We start from the raw sequence: 24,530 nt of genomic DNA on the forward strand, positions 1-24,530 counted from the left end.
TGCTGGTCCTGCGGGGGACCTGTGAGCATGGCCGCCTGTCGCAATTGCCGCCGCTGATCGACGATCATCGACGCAATGCGAGACGCCGCGGACAAGGCACGCCTCCCCGCCGCACCAGCGCCCACCCGCAACCGGCCCCCCTCTCCCCCTCCCGCAACGGCTGAAGCGGCGCCGCGGATCGGAAGACGATGCCGGCGCCTACCAGTCGAATGCGGGTAGTTCTTCGATCTGGTCAGCGTCGCAATCGAACAGGATGTAGTCGAAGCGCTGTCTGCGAGCCCAAATCATGACGTTGAAGAGTTCGTCAGGAATGGCGTCGGGCCAGACGCCGGCGTTCTCGTCATGCGCGTGGAGGAACCAGCCATATTCGCCGTACGGGCCGCCGAGGCAGGGCCATTCCTTGGCCGGCGTATTGTCGAGCCGCTTGGCCGTAGTCTCCGAGACATGCGCCGTGGAGATCACGACGAAACGACGGGTTTCGAGCGTGGCCATCGGGGAGCTCCGTGGTGTTGATGGAATGAAAGGAGATAGCGGTCGGGATCGCCGGCGCCATTGTCGAGAAATTGCGACTAGACCCCGGTGACGACAGGCACCGAGGTTCGTATTCGACCTGCGCTGACGCTTTATGCCCGCTCTACCTCCTCGTTCTGGAGATCCCAGCCGGTCAGCCAGCGCGGATCGTCGAATTCGGGCGTGTCGACGGCGCCGGACGAGACCTCCTCCAAGGCCTGGTCTTCATTTTCTGCCTCGACATCAATTTCGATGCTTCGCATTGTCTTGAAGACCTGGATGATCCTGATCCTGTGCGTGCTCATCTCCTCGTCCTTTCGAAGGTGATGGGTGTGGTGTGTTCGTGGCGGGTGGCTCTGGGCGACATGCGGTTTGCATCGGCGACGCCGCAGGCTTCCGATGCCCGAGGTGGCGGGTTCAGGCGGCGCGACGATCCGCGGGAATTGTGGCACCCCGTCCGACGCCGGTGATGGCGCGAACGGCCGCGGCGAGCGCCGGAATGTCGTCGAGCATGGTGAGCGCGACGAAGTGGTTAGGCCCACCGGTATAGTCCTTACGGCCTTTGCAGGTGCGGATCAGAATGCCGTGCCCGGAGGACAGACCGAACTGGCCGACCTGGATATAGGCGCGGTCATGGTGCAGGGTGACTTCGCCTGAAACGGCGATACCTGCCTTGTTCGAGCGCAGGTCATAGCTGCCGGGCGGCAAGGCAAGCTCGGCGGCGAGTTTCTTCAGCCGCGAACGGGCTGTCGTGTGAAAACGTCTCTTCTGCTGCTCGTCATAGGAGCAGCTTCTGTTCCAGTCGAACATGTCGATCTCCATGAAGTGGAACAGGCCCGACAATCGCTCGCGCGACCCCGGGCCTGTCGTCGGTTGGTTCTGTGTGGTGAAACGGTCAGGCGGCCGCGCGGCCCTCGACGAAATCGGCGCCGACCTCGTCGGCGGAGACCTCCTTGAGATAGGCTCGGCTGTACGGATTGCTGGCGAGCCAGCGTTCTGCCGCGTCCCGATCCCTGGCGAGATGCAGGAGTTCCGGGCTGTCGCCGAGGTCCTGCAGGACGCGGACCATGCCGATGGCGGGGCGCTCGACGATCACAAAACGCAGGTCGCTCTCGACGGACCAGGTGTGCCGGACCGAGACGACGATGACCCCGCCCTCCCCGAAATCACCTTCATGCAAGGTGAAGCATGCTGGCGAGCTATAGGTCGCGCGCGACCGTGGCGGCTCCTTCCTGATCAGGCGACCGGTGCCGTTGCGGCTCTCCCAGGCGGAGAGCTTCTTTCTGAAACGAGCGGGCGGCTTCGGAGTGCCGTCGGAGTAGCGGATGAGGCTCCCCAACGGGGCGGAATCGTAGACAGTATGAGCTGACATGCGTATTTCTCCATGTCGGAATACGAAAAAGGGCCCGGCGGAGATGCCGGGCCCGGTGCGAAGCGGGAGGCCGATTACTCGGCCGCCTGGAGGTTTTCCGTCGTCTCGTCGCTGACGGTCACAGGCACTTCGGAGGAAGTGACGGCATCGTCGGCGAGGAAGGCCGGCAGCTCGGCGGCATCGCCGTCGGGAGCCGTCTCGTCCGCCACATCCTCCGTGCCAGTTTCGCCGGCGTCGACAACGTCGCCGCCATCGAGGCGCAGCGGTTCGGGCAGCCAGTTCGACCCTTCGAGAAGACGCGCGGCCTCACGTGCCATCAGGTCCTTCTTCATGTGGTCGATCAGCTGCGCGGAGTCCTCGCCGCGAGCCTCGCGCACCGCCTGAACGATCCGGGCCTTGGTGACGCGGCCGAGATAGTTGTCCACCGTGGGCGACCAGCCAGCCTCGACCATGTCGAAGCCGAGCGTTGCTGCGAGCGCATCTGCATGGGCAAGCGCGCCTGGCCGCTTGTTCCAGGGCTCGACGACTGCGTTGAGCGAGAGCGACGCACAGTGCGCGAACAGCGCCTTGCGGCTCGCTTCGTCGAGACCGAGCAGGAACTCCCACAGTCTGTCGCTGTCCGGCATATCTCGGTCCCACGCCTCGTGTCGCTCGGCAATTTCCTTCGCCCAGGCAGTTTCGGCGAGACCCTGGACCTGGCCGAAGCTGTTGCTCGTCATGCTGACCTCGAGACAGTTGTCCTTGGCGAACCGGTAGAACACCTGCAGCACGAGAGCATGGAGAACCGCGACGAAGGCGATGTCCACGTCGCTCGCGAGCGCGTTGCGCAACGCGAGCGTCTTCTGCGCGGTGAGATCGAAGACGAGCCGTTCGGGCAGCGGCTTGATGCCTTCATCCTCGGGCTCTTCGGCGCCCTCGGATGCACCGTTCACGGGCCGGCCGTTGACGACGACGCGATTGGCGCCGTCATCGTCTGCCTGCGACGGGTCGCGATCCCCGCCGGTGGCATCGTCGTCATCCTCGTCCGTCTCGGCCCGGGGCTCATCCTCGGGACGGACGAAGCCAGCCTCGATCTGCGGCTGGCCGTTGGCGCCGAGTGTGACGAACGCTCCGGCGATGGCCTTCTGCATCGGATCATAGACCTGGGGACGATCACTGAAGCCGTCGAGTTCGGCGCCGAGCTGATCGAGCTTGTCCTCGATCTCCTGGTCGGCCTCCTCCATCTCGGCATATTTGGCGTCGAGCGCATCATACTCAGCCTTCAACGCGTCATGGCGGGCGATTTCCTCGGCGTTCAGTTCCTCGGGCTCGGCGTACACGCGCCGCATGCCGGAGGTGTGGCCATAGGGGAAGCTGATTGCCGCCTCGACCCACTTCCAGCCGTCGGCGCGAACGACCTCGGCATCGACCTTGAGCTTATCGAAGACCAGTTGCTCGAGAAGCGCCGCATCCTGGAACCAGCCGCCGGAATCCTGCTCGAACAGGTCGCGCAGGATGACGCCGCCGGCGGACTCGTAAGCCTCGGCGCCGACATAGACCGCACGGCGATCGTCGGCACGAACGGTCGTCTCCGTCAGCAGGCGCCTGATGTAATAAGGCTCCTGCATATTCGGGTTGCCGGAGATGCGCTCCCAGACCTGCTCCTGTCGGGCATGGTCGTCGGAGATCGAGAACGCCATGATCTGTTCGAGACGGATTTCATCGCGTTCGTAGAGCTCGAGCAGCTTTGGCGAGACCGAGGCGAGCCTCAGCCGCTGCTTCACGGTCGCCGACGACACGAAGAACCTGGCGGCGATCTCCTCGACGTCAAGGCCCTGCTCCTTCAGTGCGTTGAATGCGCGGAACTGGTCGAGCGGATGAAGGTTTTCGCGATGCACGTTCTCGGCAAGCGAGTCCTCTTCAGCCGACGTCGTTCCGCTGCGGTTTACGATGCAGGGGATCGGTTCGTGCTTTGCGAGACGCTTCTGCTTGACCAGAATGCCGAGCGCGAGATAGCGGCGGCCGCCGGCGGGCACTTCGAAGGTGCCGGTCTCCTCGCCGTTTGCGTCGAGCACGGGACGGACGTTCAGGCTCTGCAAGAGCTTGCGCCGACCGATGTCCTCGGCGAGCTGCTCGATGGTTACACCGTCCTTCACCCGGCGGACATTCTCCTGCGACAACACAAGCTTGTCGTAGGCGATGTTCTCCGAGGGGTTCATTGCGATCTTCTGAATGGCGCTTTTTGCCATGGTCAGGGTCTCCATGACGGGCGGCCCAGGGTCTCTCCCCGAACCTCCAAACCCGTCAGGAACCCTCCCCTCCCCCCTCTGCCTCTCGCGGCACCGCGCCGGCGCAGGCCGGCGGCCTCAATGCGGCTCGGCGACATCGACCCGCCCAGCCTTGCGCAGCGCGTCGAGCATACGGGCGTGATCCATGAGGATATGGATGAGCGCCTGGCGATCGACGGTGACGGTCTTGCTGGTGCTACGCGTGCGATCGTACCGTTCATGCAGGACCTCGAACTCGGCAAAAGTGGTATAGAGCTGGAGAAGAGGCCGACCGCTCATGGTGCCATCCTCCTTTCGGCCGGCGCGGGCATGGTTTCGACGCCAGGGATGTTCCAGATCTCGGCGCCAGCGGCGGCATAGCGGATCGCGACTGCCTGCAACGGCGCATAGGAGAGGCCATGCCAGGGAGCCGGCGCGGGCTCACGGCCGACGGCAACCAGCGGTCCGCCCAGCGTCAAGTTGCGCATCAGAACCCCTCCCCGCGTTTTGCCCGTGCGGCGTCGGAAAGGATGCGGATGGCTGCGGTGATACTGCTGGTCTGCCGTGCCGCTTCGGCATAGGCGGAGATGGGAAATTCGCCTTCGAAGAAGACGTCGCGCTCGATACGCATACCGAACGGCAGCTCGAGCGTGGCAAGCTCTTCCAGGCTGAAGGATCCGAGTTCCGGCGCATCGTTCAGCTGCGCCAGTCCGAACATAATGTCGTCCGCGTCGAGCTCGGTGGCGAGCCAGGTGCCGATGCCGGCCGGATTGAAGAACTTAACCACCGGCACATGGTCGCGGCCGCTCTGGCGACCATTGGCAAGGAGCTGTCTGCGCTGGTCAGGTGTCAGCAGCGGCATTGGAGTATTGGTATCGTGCATTGGATCGCGCTCCATGACGGGCGATCGAAAGCCCACCTTTCGACCTTGAGACCCGTCATGACGAAAGGCGCCGTCCTCATAGCTGGGAGGACGGCGCCCTTGAGTGGCAGTCGCGGGAAAGGGGATGCCGCGAGCGCTGACATCTCGGGGCACAGCGGATCAGTGGGCAAGATCGAGGAGCTTCTTGGCCTTGCCTTCCATCTCGAGCCGGGCGTCCTGGTGCTGCTTGTCGCGCGCGACGCGGGTGATGCCTTGCACGAAATCGAAGACCGACGCCGGCGGATGGCCTTCGTCGGTGAGCACCGCATCGATGATCTTCGTGGTTTCGCCTTTCGAGAAACCGCGCTTGCGCAGGAAAGTCGTCCGGTCGTCGTCGTCGCGCGCGACAATGTGCTCGCGCGCTGCCTTGATGCCGTTGATGAATGGCATGGGCGAGGATTCGGCGAACTGGATCAGTGCCGGCTCGGCTTCGAGCGCAAACCGCGATGCGGCATATTTGGAGTGGCGAATGGTGATTTCCTGGAAATCCTCGACGCCCCAGAGATTTCGGTTGCAACACACGGCACGCAGGTAAAAGCTTGCAATTCCTAGGGTTTTGGAGCCCACCTCGCTGTTCCAGGCATAGAATCCGCGGAAATACAGATCGGGTTCGCCGTTCGGCAGACGGCCGGCTTCGATGGGGTTGAGATCGTCGACCAGGAATACAAAGATGTCGCGGTCGGAGGCATAAAGTGTCGTCGTATCCGTCGAGATGTCGACATTGGGGTTATAGATGCTGGTCGACCAGTCGAGCACGCCGGGCACTTTCCAGCGTGTGTCGCCGGTGCCGTTGCCGGCGATCTTCTGCACCGCCTCGACCAGCTCGTGGTCGAAAATCCTCCCGTAGTCCGGGCCCGTAACGGCTCGTAGCTCAAGACGGCCATTCTCGATTTCGAGTGTCTTCACCTGCTCGGCGACTTATCTGAACAGTCAAGCTGTCTCAGCGGACTTTCATCAGCCGAAACCAGCCGATCTGGCGGCGTTGCGCGGTTTTAGAACGGGTGAGACACTCGGGAGTATCTGGAGGGCTGCTCTTCGCATTGCGGTTCGTGGTTTTTACGACTGCTCAGCGAACCGAATGCGACTGGTGAAGGGATTTCTTTCGTGCAGACTGCTCCGCGGCCGTACCGGTCGACCACCTCACTTACGCTCAAAGCATCTCGCCGATATCTGACGCGCCGCTGGGATATGCGAACATGGTGGTCTTCAACTGCTCTGCCGTCAGCCCTTGCCTGATCGCCAGTGCAAAGATGTTGATCACTTCGTCAGCGTGCGGACCGACAAGATGGGCGCCGAGGATGCGGTCAGTGTCCGCGTCGACCAACGTTTTGAAGCCATACACCGTCTCGGCCTGCTGGCGTGCGGTGAACCAGCCGTCCACGCGCTCGGTCTTTACGCGAACGTTCAGGCCTTTCTCACGCGCCTTGGCTTCGCTCATGCCGACGGCTGCGATCGGCGGGATGGTGAAGGCGACACTCGGAACGCCTGTGTATTCAGGCCTGACCGTGTTGCCGTTGAGCAGGTTCGCCGAGACTACCTTCGCGTCATGGCTTGATACCGGAGTGAGCGGCGGTCCTAGGCCGGCGGCATCACCTGCTGCGTAGACCGCGGGGTTGGAGACGCTTTGCAAAAATCCGTTCAACGCCAGCCGCCCGTTATGGTGCTTTACGCTCCCGGCATCGAGATCGAGCGTCGCGAGCGCCGGCGCCCGACCCGCGGCATGGACGACCAGATCTGCGTCCATATCGAGTTCGCCGTCAGGACAGTCCGCCCGGACGCGATAGCCGTCTGATACCTTCTCAATGGCGGTCACCCCTGCCTGTGTGCGGACATTGATGCCGCGCTCGCTGAACTTGTCCATCAGCCAGCCGACGAGATCGGGGTCGAATTGCTTGAGCATTCGCTTCCCGTGCTGAAGAATTGTGACCTGTGCTCCGGCGCGCGCCGCGATGTGCGAAAACTCGGCCGCGATATAACCGCCGCCGACAAGGACGATGCGTTCAGGCAGGCTCTCCAGTTCCAGGAAGCCTTCATTGGTGATCAGGTGCTGCTCGCCCGGAATGCCGAGCGGCACGGCCTCGGCGCCGGCGGCGATCACGATACGGTCCGCCTCGATCCTCTCTCCTCCGAACTCGAGCGCATTCGGGCCGATAAAGCGAACGTGACCGTGGAAGGCGTGAATCCCTTTGTCGGCAAAGGCTTTCTCACGCTTCTGCGGTACCGGATCGGTGAAGCTGCGCTTGAAGGCCATCAGTCCCGTCCAATCGAGCGTCGCGTCCCCTTCGATTCCACGTCCGCTCATGCGCCAGGCGTGATCAGCCGCCTCGGCGCCGCCGACCATCATCTTCTTCGGATCGCAACCGCGCAAGGCGCAGGTGCCCCCGAAGGGCCGGAAGTCCGCGACGGCGACGCTCCAGCCAGCCGCACGAACCCTGTGTGCTGTTACGATCGCAGCCGTTCCCGTGCCGATGATCGCAAGGTCATATCTCTTCGCCACTAGATCTCCTCCAACATTGTCACGTTCGACATCCGAGCCTTCACGGCTCAGCCGGCGCAGCATGAGAGCTTCGCCACGTCCTTGTCGAAGGCAAGAGCCGCGAGCTTCAGGCCCTCAACGGTGGTGAGATACGGAAAGAGCGTATCCGCGAGGTCGTCGACGGTGAGGCCGTGCCGGATTGCCAGGGCCGCCGTCTGGATGCTGTCGGCTCCCTCCGGTGCGAGGATATGCGCCCCGAGCAGCCGGCCGCTGCCAGCGTCGGCGACGAGCTTGATGAGCCCGCGTGTGTCTCGGGCGGCAATCGCGCGCGGCACCTGGTCGAGACCGATCGTGGAGACACGGACGGCGTGGCCGGCGGTCCGCGCAGCCGCCTCTGTCAGCCCGACGCTCGCCACCTGCGGATCGGTGAAGACGATGGCCGGCATGGCACTGTTGTCGTAGCGCAGGCTGTCGCCGTTGAGGGCGTTCTTCGCCGCGAGCTTGGCACCGTAGGCGGCCATGTAGACGAACTGATCGTGACCGGTGACGTCGCCGGCAGCGTACACGCCCGATCTTGTCGTGCGCATGCGGTCATCGACGAAGATGCCGCCCTTCGGCGAGAGAGCGATCCCATGCTCGGCGAGCCCGAGACCTTCGATATTGGGCGCGCGGCCCGTCGCCACGAGCACCTGATCGGCGTCGATCGTGACGTCCTTGCCGTCGCGATGGACAGTGAGTGCAACACCGTCCGCGGTCTTGCGGATCGTCCGGTACGTGATGCCGGAAATCACCGCGATGCTCTCGTCCATGAAATACCCCGTCAGCGCCGTGCCGATCTCGGGTTCGGCCTCCGGAAGGAGACGCGAGCGGCACACCAGCGTCACCTCGACGCCGGCGCGGGCGAACATCTGGGCGAGTTCGGCCCCGATATAGCCGCCGCCGATCACGAGCAGAGATCGGGGCAGCGCCTCGAGATCAAGCGCCGTCGTGCTCGTCAGGTATGGCACGGTCTCGATGCCTGGGATGACAGGGACGGCCGGTCGCGCGCCGGTCGCGATGATGATCTTGCCGGCTGAGACAAACGTGCCGTCCACCTGGACGCCGCCGTCCACGATGCGCGCCGGCCCTTCGCGATAGGCGATGCCGTTGTAAGCCGGGAGCAGGTCGGCGTACTTGGCCTGACGTAGCTCCGAAACCAGCGCGTCCTTCTGACGGACGGTTCCGCCCCAGTCGGTCAGTTCGGCCTCGGCCGTGATGCCGGCGAAACGTGCCGCGGCTCGGGCATTGTGGAGCGTCTCGGCGGCGCGGATCAGCGTCTTCGACGGCACGCAACCGATATTGACGCAGGTGCCGCCGATGGTGCCGCTGCCGATGAGGGCCACCTGGGCGCCCTGATCGGCTGCCGTGATCGCGGCCGAGAAGCCGGCCGAGCCGGCGCCGATGATGGCAAGGTCGTAGGAACCATTGTTGCGGCCATTCGTGCCAAGGCGCCGATGCGTCACGGGCCTGTCCGGCGATGCCGTATCGCCCGACGATTGAGGCTCACCTTGTGTCTCGGCCGCGTTGTTGCCGTGGCCGGCGATTGTGCCGATTCCGGCAAGGCTGGGCCCGAAGATCGCCCGACCTGCTTCGAGAGCTTCCTCGATCGACAGCCGGAATCCCGGCTCGTCTGCAGGACGCTGCCGGCGCCACGCGGCGAGGTGATCGTCGGAACAGAAGAAGGATGTTGCAGTGCACAGCGAGTTCGCAGCGCATCCGCCTTCGTAATGGACGCTGAGCCATACGACGGCCGTCGTCGGCTCAACGTCGGCCAGAGCCCGGCCCCGTTCCTGCGTGGTGATCCGGACCGGCGCGCCGCAGTGGCGGCAGCGCGAGACGATCGAGATGTCTTGGTCGGTCATAGCGCCGATGCCGAGCGCGTCGACCGCGCACATCGCAGTAAGAGTGCGTCCGTCCAGTGTGACCCGGTGGCCGGTGTCGCGGTCGGTGAAGGGATACGCGCCGACAATCATGTCGCCATCGAGTACGACGAGGTCGCGACGGCGGAGCTCTTCGAGCAGCGCACGGACGGCTTCCTCGCTCAGCCCCGCACGCTTGGCAAGCGCGCTTGGGGTCGGGGCTCGCCCGTGTTCGGCGTAGAGCTGTAGCAACGCAACGCGCACGCGATCCGTGGCCGCCTCGTAGCCGCTCCAGCGGTTGAGCACATGGTCGGAGCCGACCATGGCCAGCAGGGCCTCCTTCACCACGGGTGACGAAACCACCGACCAGTCCGGAAACGTCACACCCGGCCGCACGGCCAAGCTCGGCACCGTTGCGGATGTAGAAACCGTCGCCTTGTCGCGGGACGCGGAGGATGTGCAGCAATCGTTCATGGCTTCAGGCCTTCATTCAGAATCTTCGTGTTGGAACAGACGACCTTTGCACGGCGATGATGGATGCCGCAGGCGACAAGCCCGAGGCCCGCGGCGATCAGGGAAAGCACGACCAGACCCGAACCCGTCAACCACGCGCCGAGGCCGGCCAGCGGCGGGGGCACGGCAAGGAGTGGCGCCGCGCAGCAGATCGCAACGACAATGGCGCCTGCGGCGCCGGTGCGGATCAGGGCGCGGTCATGCATGTCAACTGCCTTGCTCCTGCGTCGGGCGGGCCGGATAGCCGGCATTCATGCTGGCGGCCGCGATGGCATCCGGGGTCGTCTGCGCGTCGTCGAAGGTCACGGTCGCGGTCTTGGCTTCGAACGAGACGGCCACCGTCGAGACCCCGGGGACCGCCGCCATCGAGGTCTTCACGATGTAGGGGCAGGAGGCGCAGGTCATGTTGTCGATGGCGAAGGTGACTGTGCGTTCGGTAGCGAACACGGCAGGCGCGGTCATCACCGACATGATCAAAGCAAGAGCACTCAAACTCTTCTTCATGGGACGGGTCTCCTCTTGGTGTCAGGCGGAAAGCAGCAGCGGGGCGACGTAGTCGAATGCGAAGGCGGCCGCGACGAGCACCGTCGCAAACCAGAGCGCGATCTGGACAATGCGGCTGGGGATCGGGCGCGCGCAGGCAGCATCCTCGGCGCAGGCCCGCCTCGGCTTCCAGTAGACGAGATAGAAGCCGTAGCCGAGAACGCCCGTCGTCCCGGCGACGAAGAGCGGCTTGTAGGGCGCGAGCGCCGTCAGATTGCCGATCCAGGCGCCACCAATGCCTAGGCTAAACAGGATGAGCGGGACGATGCAGCACGAGGAGGCGGCAAGCGCGCCGAGAATGCCGCCGACGGCGACCAGGCGCTGCCGTCCGACTTCGGCTCGGTCCGACGCGAGCACGTCGGTCGTGGCGGACGTCATGCCCGCCGTGCTGGGTCGCGATATATCCATGTCCGATCTCGCTTTCCTTGCCGAAATCCTCATTGCGCAGTACCATGCGGTCTGTAGCAACTACAGGGTCAAGAGGGATTTTTGCGATGCGCGATCACGCTGGCGTGAAGGGCCTGCAGCGGGCTGAGCTCGCCCGGCGGACGGGCAGCAATCTGGAGACTGTGCGCTACTACGAGAAGGTCGGGCTCCTGCCCGAGCCACCGCGCACGGCGGCCGGCTACCGCAGCTACGACACGACGCACGAGCGGCGCCTTCGCTTTGTGCTGCGGGCACGCGAGCTCGGCTTCTCACTCGACGAAATCCGCGAGCTGTTGCGCCTGGTCGACGAACGCGACCAGCCCTGCGCCGAGGCAAGCGCGGTCGCCGCCGCGCATCTCGACGATGTGCGGGCGAAGATCGCTGACCTGAAGCGCATGGAGCGGGTGCTCAAGGACGTCGTCGCGCAATGCGCCGACGGCACGCGGCCGGAATGTCCGCTGATTGAGGCGCTGTTCCGGGAGCGAACTGTCAACTGATCGGGTCGAGGAGCGCCTATGCGGCGCCCCTGACGTCGTTCCGGCAAGCGTTGCCCTGCTGGGCGTGCAGCCAGTCGGCGATCTGCTGCGCCTTGGCTGCGGCGGTGAAGATCGCGCGCTTGTCGGAGCGAAGCACCTCGAGCCAGGAGGCGATATAGCTGGCGTGGTCGGGCCGCGGCTCGACGCTGAGATGGAGGTCGGCGCAGATCATGGCGCTCAGGAGCTCGACCGTGCATTCCTCCATAGCATAGGCGGCCGAGCCGAACCGTCCGGAGAGATCACGGTCGAGGCGATGCCTGGCGCCGGAGGCGTGCCCGCATTCGTGGAGCAGCACGGCGTAATAGGCTGCGGCATCGCGGAAGCAGGCGAAGTCGGGCATCTGCACGTGGTCGGTGGATGGGCGGTAACAGGCCTGCGATCCGCCGTGGCGGATGTCGATGCCGAGCGCTGCGCAGAACCGTTCGGCCCGCTCGATGCGCTCGGCCTCGGGTAGCACCGGTATCTCGGGCGGCGTGTAGCCGTCGACCTGCGCGCAGTTGAAGACCGTGTAGCCGCGGGCGAACATGCGCCGGGCGGGCTCGTCGCGATCCTCGTCGCCGTCCTGTACGTCTGCCTTGCCGTGGCGATCGACGGTCTTCCAGAACACGACGAGGTGCCCGCGCTCGCCCTTGCGGACCTGGGCGCCGAGCGCCTGCCACTGGCGATAGGTGCCCCAGATGCCGGCGGGAAAGCCGGCGGCGTGCGCGGCGGCCCAGAGTGCGATGACGTTGACGCCACGATAGGCCTTGCGCGAGGCGACGTTGACGGGCGTAGTGATGGCCGATCCGTCGTGGTGCCAGGGCATCCGGTACTGGTCGGCGCCGGCCTCGATGGCGGCGATGATCTGGCTGGTGACACGCTCGTAGATGTCGTTCCGGGGCTGGGGTGTGCGATCGGTGGTCATGGCTGCCTCCTGTGTTCGCCCTCTCCGTCGAGGGCGAGGCGGCAGGGGCAGACGCGGGAAGCCGGGCCGTCACACCCTGTTCTCGGTGCTGGTGCGGAACAGGGTTGATGGGCCGGCAGCGTCTGCCACAACCCGAGCCCTGCCTCGACGGGCGAGCACGGGAGGCAGCCATGACCGGCGAGCGGCGCCTGGACCGGTCAGGATGAAGCGCGGCTGTCAGCCGGTGCCGTCCAGAGGCGGACGCCGCAACGGGACGACCCTGGCGTCCACGGATCGAGACAGCTCCGCTCGCAGACCTTCGATGACGGCATCTCGCTCGGCGAGCTGCAACGTCAGCATCTGGATGTGCTGCGCGAGCGTCCGGGTGAGCGCCCGCAGCTCCGCCATCTCGGCACCACGCACGGCGCGTAGTTCCGCTTCCAGAGCATGGATGCGTTCCTTGAGGGCCCTGGGCGACGATCGCCGCAGGCGGGCTTCGGCCGCGCGGAGCTCGGCGAGAAGATCGCCGGCCCGGTTCGCCGTCGCTCGGCTGACGCCGGCCTCGCGCGCCAGGTTGGCGACGGTCAGCGCCCCGTCGGTGCGTTCAGGGCGGCCGTCGAGCAACCGCTTCATGGCAGCCCTTAGCGCCGCTTGGCTCTTCGGCCCGAGCGCGGTCATGCGTCACCGTCCATGAGAGGCGCGATCAGCCGGCACTTGCGCTCGTTGTCCCGCAGGATCGCCGTGCGCTGCAGCGGCGATAGACGCCGGTCGGCCAGAAGCGCTTCGCCCTCGACGATCGAGGCCTGCCACGGTTCGCGGTGCCGGGCGGTCAGGCAGGCGTTCGGGCACCGGTCGGGGCTGCAGCGCGATAGGGCCGGCGCCGTCCGCTCGGCATCTGGCGCGCCGGTGAGGCAGAGCGCGGTCGCTGCATCGAACAGGCAGTCGTTGAGGAAACCGACATGCAGGGTCCGCCCGAGATGGGCAACCATGGTGCGCAGCCGCTTGCGGTCCAAGATCCGGCCGGGAAGATCGCCAAGTTCCTCCTGCACGCGGCCGAACTCGCGTCGCAGTCGCGCAGCACCCGGTCCCGCCGGGCCTTCACGGCGAAGATAGGCCTCGTAATGGGCGACAATGTCGTCGAGCTGGCCGAGTGCACGTTCGCGCTCGATCGCCAAGCGGAAGTCGGCCTGCGCCGATCCGGCATAGCCTTCGAACATGGCGACCGAGGCGTGCTTGTACTGGATCTTGCCGGCGACCGTGCCGAACGGCCGGTTGGCGATGTACCAGGCGATCGTGCGTCGGAGCTGCCGGGTCGTAAACTTCCAAGGCTCGTCGCCGATGCGCGGAATCGCCGGCGCGGCCTCCGAGCGCGTGTCGAGGCCCTCGCGGAAAAGGTTGAGTGTCGGCGTTGCACCCATCCCGAGATGATCGTTGCTCCAGGGCCAGTCCTTCAGCGCCACCCACAAGGATGACAGTTCCTTCTCTCGGCGATTGCGTGCCGAGAGAACCTCCATCACCGCGACGGCGCGAGCGACGGGCTCGATCGTGATCCAGTCGGCCGTGACGCCGCGCGCGCCATGGCGCTTGTACACCGTGCTGCGCAGCCGGTACCGCTCGACCAGGCCGTCGGCGCTGCGCACCGGCGACACGCAACCCGGCTGCATCGCCTGCACCTCGCTGTCGCGCATGCCGGTGAGGTAGGCGCAGACGAGATAGCAGGCGCCCTGCAACATCCGTTCTTCGCGGGCGAGGCTGAGGCCGTCGAAGCGCTCGCGCCATGGCAGTCCGGTGTCCGGATCGATCGAGATCGGCGTATCGAGCCCGCCGATCTCGGTTCCGAGCTCGGCGGCTGCCTTCTCGATCAGTCGTGCAGTCGGCTCGGACTGGCTGATGCGGCCGCTCTGCGGAGCGCCGGCGTGAAGGCGCATCAGATGGAGATTGTAGGGCGGGGTCTCTTCGCCGGTGAGCGGGTCGATGCGGCGGGCCACATTGGGCGCGTGCTCCCAGATCGGCACGCCTCGGCCCATGGCCCGGCGCACGTCGAGCCACTTGGCCACGCGGGCGCGATAGTTCTTGGCCACGGCCCGTCCGGCCCGCGCGTCCCGCGCCATCAATCGGGCGCAGCGGGCTTCGAGAGCGTCAAGCTCGGCCCGCGCCGCGAGGATATCGGGCGCATAGACCTCGACATACTTGAGCGCCCAGCGCAGCATGGCGCCGATGACCGGCTCGGGAATGCGCGGCGTGGCGTTCTCGGCGGGCGCTGGCGGCCGGCCGGCAACGCGGTGCGCCGCACGTCCACGCCACGGCAGGAAACCGATGCCGCCGCCGGTTAGCCATGGCGCCAGGTGATGCAGGTCGATCGGCACCTCGACATACTTCACCGTCTCGTGAGGCGTTCGCCGTCCGCCGTCACGGGCATACGCCAGATAGGCGTCGAGCAGCGCCTGATCGATCCGGCTGAGATCGACGGCGCCAGTCCTTGCGCGGAGGAACGCGGCGAAATGCTGGATGTAGCGCAGCAGGCGGATCGCCGAGGTCGCGCCGCAGGGCGCCCGATATCCCGGCACATGGATGCGCAGGCGGGCGATCACGTACTCCTTCGCCAGCCGCCGCGTGACGGGATCGGCGATGCGGGCGAGGTTCAGCCGGTAATTGCTGTAGCGGGCGTTCACCCGGAAAATGGCGGCGCCCAGGTCCCAAAGATCGTCACCGAAGCGCGGAAGTCGCGTGCGGTCGGCATCGTCCCTGACCGCCACGCCGGCAAGCACGGGCTCGTCGTTGCCATAAATGGCCGAAGGCAGCGACGCGTGCTGCGGCAGCTTGATCGGTGCCGGCATCATGGCGCTCTCGCTTCGGGCGGCAGGTAGAGGAGCGCGGGGTCCGATGACCCAATCCGACGGGCTTCCTCGATCTCGGCGTCGGCGAACCGGGGCAGAATCTGTTCGGCGATGCGTCCGTGAACCCGGCCGAACTTGGCGATCCAGTCGGCTTCGCTCAGCACCTGCCGCTGCGCCCGGATGAAGTTGAGGAAGGCCAGGAGCGCGGGCACCTTGCGGGCGGTGACCACGGCATTGCTGCATTCGAGACACCCCCAGAAGGGGGACGGACAGGCCTCTCCCTCCGAGCCGAACGGGCTGTTGTAGAAGCCGCCGCAACTGGCGAGCCAGACGTCCTGCTCGCCGCCGAACAGCGCCTTGACCGCGGCGGCGCCGACAACGGGAAGGCCGGTCGCCTTGTCGGGATCGGTCTGGACGGCCGCTTCCTCCTCCGACGACAGGACACAGGGGGGGAACGCGGCGTCGAGCGCATCGGTCATGGCGTCGGCAATTGTCGCCTCGTGCAGATGACGAAGCGCGGGAATGTCGGCGTAGTGGTCGGCCGCGACCGCGACAGTGTGGCCGACGGCGAAGCGGTCGAGCTGGCCGCCCGTGCGCCGGTACCATGCCGCCTTATGCGTCTTGCGCAGGCGCGTCAGATTGAGGCGAAGGCGTTGGCCCCGCTCATCAAGGATGCCGTGCCGGCGCGTCCATGAAGCCGCGAGCTCCTTCATGCTGAGCACCCGAGGGGTCAGGCGGCCCCAGGCACAGTGCGCCCAGAGCGTGTCGGCGCCGAGCCGGCTTCTCGCCGGACCGGTCCACTGCAGCGCCTTGCGGATCAAGCCGCCCGGCGTCGAGGAACCGCCGTCGCGCACACGCAGCCGCTTCCACTCGGCGCCGCGCGCCCGACGCTTGCAATACTCGATCTCGACATAGCCGCCCGCCGGGTTCTTCAGGCAGTCCGCTCGCAAGCCCTTGATCGCTTCGATCTCCATGCCGGTGTCGAGCGAGATAAGCACGATGAGCGGCACGAGATCGGCGGCGATGAGATGCCGGCGGCCATGCAGATCGTGGATCAGGCGATCGTTCGGCAGGCCACTCTCGCGGCGGAGCGTGTAGAGTCGCTTGAAGAGAGGGTGCCTGTGCCCGATGACGCCTTCCGCGTCGATCACTTCCATTACCTGTTTGTGGGTTGCTGCCAGCGCCTTGCTCCGATCGGAATCCTCGACCGCCGGAATACGATCGGCCTCGCCCAAGCGGCGGATGATGGCGGCGAGATCGGTGCGCGCCGCCTTCCGCAATGCCGCGGCGACATCATCGCCATAGGCATCGCGCGGCCTGGCGCGCACGCCGGGCCGATCGCTCGTGTACATCAGCCGGCGTGAGGCATCGGGCGGCAGGTGGCTGGGCTCCGCGGCCTCGGCAAGCCGCAGCAGGTTGAGCACCTTGCTCATGCGGTGCAGGCGGTGATTGGGATGCAGGCCGCTCCCCTCCATCCAGGAATCGAAGCCGTCGATGCAGACGGCACTGACGTCGGAGAGACGGGCGACGTGCGATCCGGCGGAATCGAGATAGCGCCAAAATGTCTTGAGCGCATTGGCATAGGCGTAGGCCGTCGAGATCGAGCCGGCCGGACCACCGACCTGGCAGGCGCGCCAGAGCGCGCCGGCAAAGGTCCGCGCCAATGCCTTGCGGCCGGCGAGCATCGTCAGGTCGATCGTCTTGCTGCGATCCGCCAGCGTGACGGTAAAGCGCAGCGATGCGATCGCAGCGGCGGCCTCGCCCTCGGGATCGGGCAGCGCCTCGGGAAAGAGGGCGCGGCGACCCGGCCGCCGCACCGATGGAGCCGCCGCGGCGGTCATGCCGCGCCGCCAGCCGTGTCTTCGGCCCAGCGATCCGCGGCGGCCTCGACCAGCTCCTGCGCCTCGGCGAGGCTGTCGAGATAGATGTAGGTGCTGGTGATACTCGCATGCCCCAGCAGGTGCTGGAGCTTCTGCAGAGGATCGCCGAGAATCCGCCGATAGGCTGCGCCGTGCTGGTCCTGCGGATCGAACACGGATCCGATCTGCTCGCGGATCAGCATGGAGAGCATGTTGACGGCGAAGGTGTGCCGCAGCGTGTGTGGCGTCACCTCGACCTCGATGCCGAAACGGCGGCAGCGGGTGCAGGCCCGCCGAAAGGCAGCTTCCCAAGTCGCCGAGGGCACGGGCTTGCCGCCTTCAGTCAGCCAGAGCAAGGCATGCTGCGCCTGGCCGGGCGTGCCGACCAGCACGCGGCGGCGTTCGCCCAGCGTCAGACGGTCGAGCCGGACACGCTTGCCCGCCGCGTCTGTTGCCTTCCCGTCCTCCAGCATCAGCCAGAGCGGATCGGACACCGAAGGCTCTGAGCGCGCGGCAGAGACCGTGCGCTCGAGATCGACATAGTCGCCGATCAATCTCAGTACCCGGCGGGGAACGCGGATGCGCCGTGGTCGTCCGCCCTTGGCGATCGGACCGGGGAGATCGAACGGCACCGAGCGCGATTCGGGATCGGTCAGGCGCGGCAGCTCACTCAGCAGCAGACTGCCGGCCTCTGTCAGCCGCAGGCCGGTCGTGACGAGAAGCTCGGCAAACAACGCATTGCGCTCGCCGTTGCGGCCGCGCCACGTCGCGTCCTCCGAGCCGTCGGGAAGCCGGCCGCGCAATCCCACCTCGCGGAACAGCAGGTAGCGGCCAAGATCGATGTAACGGGTATCGTGGCGCCGCGCGGCGCGCTCGCGGGCACGGTTCGTCGTCACAGCGAGCACTGCGCGGCTACCGCCGGCCCTGCGAAGGGTGGCGCCGTAGCTGAAGGGCGAGATCGCAATGATTCCTTCCTCGACAGCCCAGCGATAGAGCTTGTCGAGCGCGGCAACGCTCCGGTTCCAGCTCGCAGCCGAGATGCGGTAGGGAGCTGCCGACAGCCGACGCGCCCGGTGAAAGGCCAGGACATCGTCGCGGCCGGCCTGCCAGACCGTCTTGCCGCCGCGCCGTTCGACAAGAAAGCGCGCCCAGACGAGAATGTCGCGGGCGTAGGAGCGCCACGTGTTCGGCGATCGCGCTCCCATAGCAGGACAGGCACGAAAGAACCGGTTGAGAGCGAGATCGTAGCTGCCGTCATCCATCAGGATGAACGGCATGCCGTGAATCAGCCCGGTGCGCTCGACCGCGTCGAGCGCACCGGGCGCGAGGCTCACTGCAAGGTCATCAAGGAAAAGCGGACGCGAAATAGTGTCAAGATCGGTAAAATACAAATGCACGCACGATACCCAAGCGGAGCGCCTTCGGCGCAACTTCATTGTTTAGAATGCGAGGGGTTCCCCTCGCGCTCTCCCGCTCGCCGCGTGGCAGGGGTGCAGGACTTAGCCTGCACCCCATGAACAGCTTGTCGTGCCGCCGCCGCGTCAAGCGTTGTCCTCGCTACGCTGCGGGAACGCTTGACCCGGACGTCTGAAGAGCTTCACCGGAGCCGTGGTGAGGCGCCTCCAATGCATGATTCTGAGACAGGATCACAGAGTCAGGATAAGGCACGGTGTGTGGAGAGGCCGTATTGCAGGTTGATGCCGGCGAGCGCGGCCGGCAGCTGGCGCAGGTAGGTCGCGGGTGCGCCGACCAGGCTGGCGAGCTGACCAAAACTCCAGTGAGTCGGCACAACGGGTGCGTGGGCATCCGGCAGCATGAGCGTCAGCCGCTCCGGATTGTCGCGCGAGGCTTCGACGCGAATCGCCTCGCTTTCTACGATCCGGGTCTTGCTTCGTGCTGACCGCCGCTTCACCGCATTGTTGAGATCGGTGAGTGACAGGTAGCGTTCGTCGGCCGGGCGATTGAACCATTCCGACGACACGCGGCCGATACGCTGGCCGCGGCTTACGTCGACCTTGTAGCCGTTGGACCCGATGCGCGCCGGCGCCTGGATTTCCATATGAGTCATGGTCGTTCTCCGCGACGGGCGCCGGGAGCCTCTCTCCTGGCCTCGACCCGCCATCGCATCCCGGCCTCCCCTCTCCCTCTGCCCGCGCCAGCCGCGGCGGGAGACATGCCTGCGCGGCGGCAGCGCACCCGAAAGCGAAGGGCCGGCCGCAGGCCGGGCTTCAGCGGAGCCCACATCCCTTCCCGAAGGACCCCGAATTCGGAGCGGCCGGCTCGGGCTGGGACGGACGCGCTGGCTCCCAGGCCCATTCGTCCGGCGGTCGCGGCTTGCCTAGACTGGAAATCCGTGAATCAATGAAAGGCAGGGGATGCGGCGGCGTCCGGAGCAACGGAGGCGATGCGACGTTTCAAGCTTGTTGACCAGGTGATCGAGGAAACCGCGCCGGCTCTGCAGGATGTGCTGGCAGATGCCTATCGGAGACGAATTCGGCCTGTCTGTCTGTGCCAGGAACCAGGCCTTGCGATGTATATCGCCAAGGTCGGCGATCAATACATCGTCAAGCGCATGCCGTCGTCAGGGGGTGGACATGATCCAGCCTGTCCCTCCTACGAACCACCTGATGAGCTCTCCGGTCTCGGCGTGTTGATCGGTAGCGCCATCCAGATCGACCCCGAAAGCGGACTGTCAGCGCTCAAGGTTGGGTTCAGCCTGACAAAGGTGGGCACGCGCTCGGCACCTGTTCCCGGCGTGGGAAGTTCGGACGGTGTGGGCGGCGAGGCGAAGAAGCTGTCTCTGCGCAGTCTGCTTCATTATCTTTGGCACGAGGCCGAGCTGACGGCCTGGACTGCGCGATGGGCCGGCAAACGCCATTGGTGGAATGTTCGCTGGCACCTGATCGAGGCGGCTCGCCAGATGACGGTGAAAGGGGGAATTCTGAGCGACGTCCTGTTCGTACCGGAACCGTTTCGCTCTGCGGACAAAGCTGCCATCGAGCAACGGCGCGTGACTGCGCTTACGTCCGCATTGCCTCCGAGGACCGGACCGAGGAAGCTGATGATCCTCGTCGGCGAGGTCAAGGATATTGCGCCAGCACGCAATGGTCACCGGCTGATCATCAAGCACATGCCGGACTTCCCGTTCTTGCTGGACGAAACTCTGAAACGTCGGCTTCAGGTTCGTTTCGAGAATGAAATGGCACTCTGGAGCGCGAACCAAGACTCCCACTTGATCGCAATCGCTACCTTCGGCCTCACGCTTGCCGGACTGGCGGTCGTCGAGGAAATGGCGCTGATGGTGGTGTCTGAGAACTGGGTCCCTTACGACTCCGCCTACGAGAAGAAACTGGTTGATGCGCTGGCTAAGGTGCGAGAGCGAAGTGTGAAGGGCTTGCGCTACAATCTGCCGATTAACACGCCGACCGTGGCCGCAGTGCTTCAGAGCCATCCGCAGCCGGTCGGGCTTTACATCGTTCCGCCATCAGCTGACAGCGCCTATGATGAGGCGCTCAACGAGCTAATTGCATCCCGACCGGATGTCGATGCATGGATCTGGCGAACGGCCGATGGTGAGATGCCGCCACTGCCTTTTCGGTAAAATCGTGTTCGCTCATACGGAAGATGAAGGACTTTCTGGAATTTAGAGCATCGCGGGCGAAAGTAGGATCGCCTCCAATGCTCATCCTCTTTGTTCCTACGCAACTCCGGGCGCAAAACCTCTTCATACTTTCGCTGGAAGTGCTCTCCTGCCAATCTATCGCAGCTCGTGAAACAGCACGGGCGCGCTCCCGAGCCGATCGCGGGAACGAGGCTATCGGTCGCGCTTGCGCCACATAGCAATCATCCAAGCTTGCGGTAGGCAGGGTGGCTGCCAAGCTCACAAGACTTCCACGGCAAGCGCGGAATGGCTGGTACCCATTCGATTGAAAAGGAAATGGATACTTCAGCTGCCGCGACCTGATCCATACTCCTTGCTAGCTGGACGTTCGAGATTTCTGAAACGAAGCGACGAGAAGTAGCATCGCGCCCGTCACGATTGCCGCGTCAGCCATGTTGAATGCGGGCCAGTGCCAAGAAGCGACGTGGAAATCTATGAAATCCGTAACACTGCCGCGTTCGATGCGATCAAAGATATTTCCTGTTGCGCCGCCTGTGATTAGTCCGAGCGCTGCACTTTCGATGCGGCGTTCAGACCGGAGCATCCATAGCAGCAGCAGTATTGCGATTCCTGATGATAAGGCGATGAGCACATTGGGACGTTGCCTGAACATTTCTGCAAACAGCCCGAAACTGATCCCATCGTTGTATCCGAGTGTGATGTTGAGGAAGGATGTTACATATATTACGCGGGGTGGCTGCATAACGATTTCGACAAGCACCGTCTTGGACAGTTGGTCGATGGCAAATGCAGCCAGGATGCAAAACAAGCCGACGATTGCACGTACGCTGCGGGTATTTCGGCTCATGGGGCGACGTTCCTCAGATTGGGTTTGGAACGTGCGCCCTCTAGCAAGGTGAGCTTCAAGGTCCCATTCGCGGATCACCTGGAAAATTCCTGCTAATGGGCTCGAAAGTGCTCACGAAAGTGTTGCAGCGCTGCAATAGACCGCGATCGAAGGAGTTGTTAGGATTTTGGTAACGAGGGTTAACAAGGCACGTTCGGGGGACTTGCATGCTGAAACGGTCGCTGCTGCACCTTCCTGCGGTCATTGCAACGGTTGTCATATCGGGATTTGCGGCTCAGGCTCACCCATCGGCGATGGTGACAGGTACCTTGACGTCCCAACCAATCGGCCATTTCGAGTTCTGCAAGCGGGAACCGGGTGAATGTTCAATACGTTCGCGCAACGAAACTCCCCTCACTATGTCGGATGAACTACTGCAGCGATTGCATGCGCTCACTGTGTCGGTCAACAAGGCTGTAAAGCCAAAGAGCGATCTCGAACTGTACGGCCAAGATGAATATTGGACCTATCCGGTCGATGCTGGCGATTGCGAAGACTATGCGCTAGCAAAGCGTCGTGCGCTGATGGGGGATGGAGTCTCTGCGTCGAACCTTTTGCTGACCGTCTTACGTCAGCCCAATGGAGAGGGACACGCCGTTCTAACGGTTCGGACAAATATTGGTGATGTCATCCTCGACAATCTAACCGACTCGGTTTTGAACTGGGATGAAGCTGAGTATACTTATCTTAAGAGGCAGGCCACTAATCACACTGGACGTTGGGTGTCGATACGAGAAGGCGATGCACCATTGGTCGGCTCGCTTCATTAGGAAGCCTGTCCGTTGTGGGGTTGTCCTGGTGCCTCTTCAATGAACAAGCACGCCAACCCGAGCCCGCCGGTGGCAAGTAGGTGCCGCTGTTGGCGACACGGACGATCGGCAGGCGTGATCCAATTGTGCAGGTGCTAGCAGCCAAGAGCATTACCGGCTTCAGTTGTTAACCGATGTAGCCCAGCCCTGGGAACCTTTCCAATAGCCAGAAGGCGATTAACGTCAGGCGTCCAGTCATCATCAACAAGCCCATGACAATCATTACACTACCTGCGACGATGTTGAGGATGTGACCGGCATATCTAGCGCGCTTGAGAATTCCAGCGATGCTGCTGAATGCTAGCGCCACTACAAGAAAGGGAATTCCGAGGCCCAAGCCGTAGGCTGCCAGGAGAACCGCCCCGCTCCCCGCGGATACCGCTGTCACTGTGAGGATCGACCCTAGCACCGGGCCGATGCACGGCGTCCAGCCGAACGCGAAAGCCAGTCCGAGTGTGTAAGCACCTGCCGGACCCGATACGATCTGTGGGCCCGAGGCGCGGATATCCCGCATGAGAAGAGGAAACGTTACGAGGCCGGTCATCACAAGGCCAAAGCCGATCAGTAGTGCTCCTCCTATCAGATTCGCCTCGAAACTGTAGCGCAGCAGGATACCTCCAAGTGCCTGCGCACCGAGTCCAAGGAGCACGAAGATAGTGGTAAATCCGGCAATGAAGAACATGGCCGACCAGAGTACGCGAAAGCGATCCGCCAGTCGCGTAGAAGCCGGATCGACCCCGCTGGAGACAAAAGACAGATACCCTGGAACGAGCGGCAGGACGCATGGCGATATAAAGGACACGGCGCCAGCGACGACCGCGGTTAGTAGACCAACTAGGGAGACGTCGATCGCCAATTTTGAGCCTCGCCTGGCACGCAGTTCGCCGATTGGGTGACTATTGAGCGGCCCATACACCCTCTACCAGCTTGAGGTTCAATGGCTGATGCGCTCGATCGCCGTGACATTGAGACGCGCGGCGGCGACGTATTCTTAACCTTTCATCAAGGTTAACAATTCACTTTTCCGATTCCCAAGTGGATTTTCAGGAGGCTGAGTTTTGCGGCCGAGATTTAAGGACAAGCCGAACTGGACGTTTGCTACCAGCCGTGTACGAGTGCTCGCGCTCTTGGTCACCACATTTTTTACCTTCGGGTTCGCCACACCGACCACCATCCAAGATGTCTCTTCAATATTCGCGGTTGCACCATCGACCGAACGCTCGAACGTCTACCTGAAAAGCGCCGATCCTTGTTCGCATTTGCAAGAACTTCGACTTCGTGCCTCCGCACCGAAAGACGCGCGCTTCACTCTTCGGGGCAATTCCGAAGATAGCGGCGGACCGGCTCGAATCGTCACTAAAGGCAAAGGGCCACGGCTTCTAAGCGTTGCCGCACGGAATCCTTCAGTGATTGCAGAGAATGTGGACCTTTTCGAGCGTCGGCGGTTCTTGTCGAATCCTGATGCTCCGTACGCGCTTCGTGGGTTTGCGCCGGAGCCAGATGCAGAAATCCTCGTGGCCAGTTCAACGTTTCATCGTCCGGAAGATGATCGATTGGTAGGCGTACCAGAGACGCTAGCAGATCTGGTCAGCAATGACGGCGCTGATGTTCTCGCAACAGCATACGCGCCCAAGGACGCACTGCACGCCTCTAAGGCACCCTTTGCTGCGTTGCTAGGCTCTGATGAGAATTCGGGCCGTTTTGTGCCGCCGTCGGTCGAGGGCGATCATCGCTGGATGAGTGAGCCGCTGCCGGCGACCGTTTTTTCGGCGACCGAACAGGAGTGTCTGGCTACTGCCATCTATTTCGAGGCGCGAGGCGAGGAGGTCAAAGGACAGGCTGCCGTCGCACAGGTAATTTTGAATAGGGTGAGAAATCCGGCATATCCGGGCAGCGTTTGCGGGGTCGTCTACCAGAATCAAGATTGGTTTAACAAATGCCAGTTTTCGTTTGCGTGTGATGGGACACCCGACACCGTGGCGGACCGCCGGGCATTTCAACTTGCCGAGGACGTGGCGATGGCAGTCAGTGGCGGAAAAATTTTCCTGTCGGAGGTAGCGTCGTCAACGCACTACAATGCCACCTATGTTAGCCCGGTGTGGGCGCGTTCAATGGAGCGGATGACCCAGATCGGGTCGCATATTTTCTATCGCACGTTTGGCGGTGGCTGGAGCTAGTTTGTTGTTCAATCC

24 protein-coding genes and 2 pseudogenes are annotated in these 24,530 nt (G+C 64.1%); 4 read left to right on the forward strand and 22 right to left on the reverse strand.

From position 1 onward, the window contains the following. Nucleotides 1-198 precede the first annotated feature (198 nt). From ABGN05_RS24230 to ABGN05_RS24295, 14 genes and pseudogenes are all read right to left on the reverse strand, one after another. Nucleotides 199-492, reverse strand: a complete 294-nt coding sequence (locus tag ABGN05_RS24230) for a DUF5983 family protein (protein WP_367956611.1) — start codon at nucleotides 490-492, stop codon at nucleotides 199-201. A gap of 131 nt (nucleotides 493-623) precedes the next feature. Next, nucleotides 624-815, reverse strand: a complete 192-nt coding sequence (locus ABGN05_RS24235) for a hypothetical protein (protein WP_367956612.1) — start codon at nucleotides 813-815, stop codon at nucleotides 624-626. Between the two features lie 112 nt (nucleotides 816-927). Continuing rightward, nucleotides 928-1,320, reverse strand: coding sequence for a hypothetical protein (locus ABGN05_RS24240; protein ID WP_367956613.1), 393 nt, complete (start codon nucleotides 1,318-1,320; stop codon nucleotides 928-930). 85 nt (nucleotides 1,321-1,405) lie between these two features. After that, nucleotides 1,406-1,882, reverse strand: a complete 477-nt coding sequence (locus ABGN05_RS24245; protein WP_367956614.1) for a UCP036055 family protein — start codon at nucleotides 1,880-1,882, stop codon at nucleotides 1,406-1,408. A 74-nt stretch (nucleotides 1,883-1,956) separates the two neighbouring features. Continuing rightward, complete coding sequence (locus tag ABGN05_RS24250) at nucleotides 1,957-4,110, reverse strand: ParB/RepB/Spo0J family partition protein (RefSeq protein WP_367956615.1); 2,154 nt, start codon at nucleotides 4,108-4,110, stop codon at nucleotides 1,957-1,959. A 117-nt stretch (nucleotides 4,111-4,227) separates the two neighbouring features. Further along, nucleotides 4,228-4,428: a hypothetical protein gene (locus ABGN05_RS24255; RefSeq protein WP_367956616.1), complete on the reverse strand. Its 201-nt coding sequence runs from the start codon at nucleotides 4,426-4,428 to the stop codon at nucleotides 4,228-4,230. Then, nucleotides 4,425-4,616: a hypothetical protein gene (locus ABGN05_RS24260; protein ID WP_367956617.1), complete on the reverse strand. Its 192-nt coding sequence runs from the start codon at nucleotides 4,614-4,616 to the stop codon at nucleotides 4,425-4,427. Before ABGN05_RS24260 ends, ABGN05_RS24255 begins: the two co-directional genes overlap by 4 nt. Continuing rightward, nucleotides 4,616-4,990 (reverse strand): DUF2958 domain-containing protein, encoded by a 375-nt coding sequence (locus ABGN05_RS24265; RefSeq protein WP_367956745.1) that lies wholly within the window; start codon nucleotides 4,988-4,990, stop codon nucleotides 4,616-4,618. Before ABGN05_RS24265 ends, ABGN05_RS24260 begins: the two co-directional genes overlap by 1 nt. A 180-nt stretch (nucleotides 4,991-5,170) precedes the next feature. Further along, nucleotides 5,171-5,965: pseudogene (locus ABGN05_RS24270) on the reverse strand (DUF932 domain-containing protein); the annotation flags it as partial. Nucleotides 5,966-6,200: 235 nt separating this feature from the next. Next, nucleotides 6,201-7,610, reverse strand: a complete 1,410-nt coding sequence (locus tag ABGN05_RS24275; RefSeq protein WP_246670937.1) for a dihydrolipoyl dehydrogenase family protein — start codon at nucleotides 7,608-7,610, stop codon at nucleotides 6,201-6,203. Then, on the reverse strand, nucleotides 7,595-9,898 hold the full coding sequence (merBA, locus tag ABGN05_RS24280) for a bifunctional organomercurial lyase/mercury(II) reductase MerBA (protein ID WP_012112815.1): 2,304 nt from the start codon (nucleotides 9,896-9,898) through the stop codon (nucleotides 7,595-7,597). The genes ABGN05_RS24275 and merBA overlap by 16 nt, the downstream gene beginning before the upstream one ends. Beyond that, on the reverse strand, nucleotides 9,895-10,143 hold the full coding sequence (locus tag ABGN05_RS24285) for a hypothetical protein (protein ID WP_036742955.1): 249 nt from the start codon (nucleotides 10,141-10,143) through the stop codon (nucleotides 9,895-9,897). Before ABGN05_RS24285 ends, merBA begins: the two co-directional genes overlap by 4 nt. A gap of 1 nt (nucleotide 10,144) precedes the next feature. Continuing rightward, entirely contained in the window at nucleotides 10,145-10,441 is a 297-nt protein-coding gene (locus tag ABGN05_RS24290; RefSeq protein WP_012112816.1) for a heavy-metal-associated domain-containing protein, read from the reverse strand. 21 nt (nucleotides 10,442-10,462) lie between these two features. Continuing rightward, complete coding sequence (locus tag ABGN05_RS24295) at nucleotides 10,463-10,888, reverse strand: mercuric transporter MerT family protein (protein ID WP_039194744.1); 426 nt, start codon at nucleotides 10,886-10,888, stop codon at nucleotides 10,463-10,465. A gap of 86 nt (nucleotides 10,889-10,974) precedes the next feature. On the opposite strand from ABGN05_RS24295, the gene ABGN05_RS24300 reads away from it, so the two are divergent. Further along, the gene (locus ABGN05_RS24300; protein WP_012112818.1) at nucleotides 10,975-11,403 is read left to right on the forward strand and encodes a MerR family transcriptional regulator; all 429 of its coding nucleotides are present in this window, start codon (nucleotides 10,975-10,977) and stop codon (nucleotides 11,401-11,403) included. A gap of 16 nt (nucleotides 11,404-11,419) precedes the next feature. Here ABGN05_RS24300 and ABGN05_RS24305 read toward each other — a convergent pair whose 3' ends face one another. The 6 genes and pseudogenes from ABGN05_RS24305 to ABGN05_RS24330 all read right to left on the reverse strand — a co-directional run. Continuing rightward, complete coding sequence (locus ABGN05_RS24305; RefSeq protein WP_012112819.1) at nucleotides 11,420-12,346, reverse strand: ArdC family protein; 927 nt, start codon at nucleotides 12,344-12,346, stop codon at nucleotides 11,420-11,422. A 216-nt stretch (nucleotides 12,347-12,562) separates the two neighbouring features. Then, entirely contained in the window at nucleotides 12,563-13,003 is a 441-nt protein-coding gene (locus tag ABGN05_RS24310; RefSeq protein WP_012112820.1) for a hypothetical protein, read from the reverse strand. Continuing rightward, nucleotides 13,000-15,165 (reverse strand): hypothetical protein, encoded by a 2,166-nt coding sequence (locus ABGN05_RS24315; RefSeq protein WP_012112821.1) that lies wholly within the window; start codon nucleotides 15,163-15,165, stop codon nucleotides 13,000-13,002. The genes ABGN05_RS24310 and ABGN05_RS24315 overlap by 4 nt, the downstream gene beginning before the upstream one ends. Continuing rightward, nucleotides 15,162-17,003: a site-specific integrase gene (locus ABGN05_RS24320; RefSeq protein WP_012112822.1), complete on the reverse strand. Its 1,842-nt coding sequence runs from the start codon at nucleotides 17,001-17,003 to the stop codon at nucleotides 15,162-15,164. Before ABGN05_RS24320 ends, ABGN05_RS24315 begins: the two co-directional genes overlap by 4 nt. Continuing rightward, a complete protein-coding gene (locus ABGN05_RS24325; protein WP_245283067.1) occupies nucleotides 17,000-18,355 on the reverse strand; it encodes a tyrosine-type recombinase/integrase in 1,356 nt (451 codons plus the stop codon). The genes ABGN05_RS24320 and ABGN05_RS24325 overlap by 4 nt, the downstream gene beginning before the upstream one ends. Nucleotides 18,356-18,684: 329 nt before the next feature. Next, a pseudogene (locus ABGN05_RS24330) lies at nucleotides 18,685-19,089 on the reverse strand (hypothetical protein); the annotation flags it as partial. A 336-nt stretch (nucleotides 19,090-19,425) separates the two neighbouring features. On the opposite strand from ABGN05_RS24330, the gene ABGN05_RS24335 reads away from it, so the two are divergent. Beyond that, complete coding sequence (locus ABGN05_RS24335) at nucleotides 19,426-20,622, forward strand: DUF1173 domain-containing protein (RefSeq protein ID WP_367956618.1); 1,197 nt, start codon at nucleotides 19,426-19,428, stop codon at nucleotides 20,620-20,622. A 376-nt stretch (nucleotides 20,623-20,998) separates the two neighbouring features. Here the strand turns inward: ABGN05_RS24335 and lspA are convergent, their stop codons facing one another. Next, nucleotides 20,999-21,490 carry a signal peptidase II gene (gene lspA, locus ABGN05_RS24340; protein ID WP_367956619.1) on the reverse strand — a complete coding sequence of 164 codons (492 nt, stop codon included), beginning with the start codon at nucleotides 21,488-21,490 and terminating at the stop codon, nucleotides 20,999-21,001. A gap of 206 nt (nucleotides 21,491-21,696) precedes the next feature. Between lspA and ABGN05_RS24345 the strand changes: the two genes are divergently transcribed. After that, the gene (locus ABGN05_RS24345) at nucleotides 21,697-22,299 is read left to right on the forward strand and encodes a transglutaminase-like cysteine peptidase (protein WP_367956620.1); all 603 of its coding nucleotides are present in this window, start codon (nucleotides 21,697-21,699) and stop codon (nucleotides 22,297-22,299) included. A gap of 166 nt (nucleotides 22,300-22,465) precedes the next feature. On the opposite strand, the gene ABGN05_RS24350 is transcribed toward ABGN05_RS24345, so the two are convergent. Then, nucleotides 22,466-23,194 carry a cytochrome c biogenesis CcdA family protein gene (locus ABGN05_RS24350; RefSeq protein WP_367956621.1) on the reverse strand — a complete coding sequence of 243 codons (729 nt, stop codon included), beginning with the start codon at nucleotides 23,192-23,194 and terminating at the stop codon, nucleotides 22,466-22,468. A gap of 271 nt (nucleotides 23,195-23,465) precedes the next feature. Between ABGN05_RS24350 and ABGN05_RS24355 the strand changes: the two genes are divergently transcribed. Further along, on the forward strand, nucleotides 23,466-24,515 hold the full coding sequence (locus tag ABGN05_RS24355; RefSeq protein ID WP_367956622.1) for a cell wall hydrolase: 1,050 nt from the start codon (nucleotides 23,466-23,468) through the stop codon (nucleotides 24,513-24,515). Nucleotides 24,516-24,530 lie beyond the last annotated feature (15 nt).

The organism is Aquibium pacificum (genome assembly GCF_040839445.1).
Classification (GTDB): Bacteria; Pseudomonadota; Alphaproteobacteria; order Rhizobiales; family Rhizobiaceae; genus Aquibium; species Aquibium pacificus.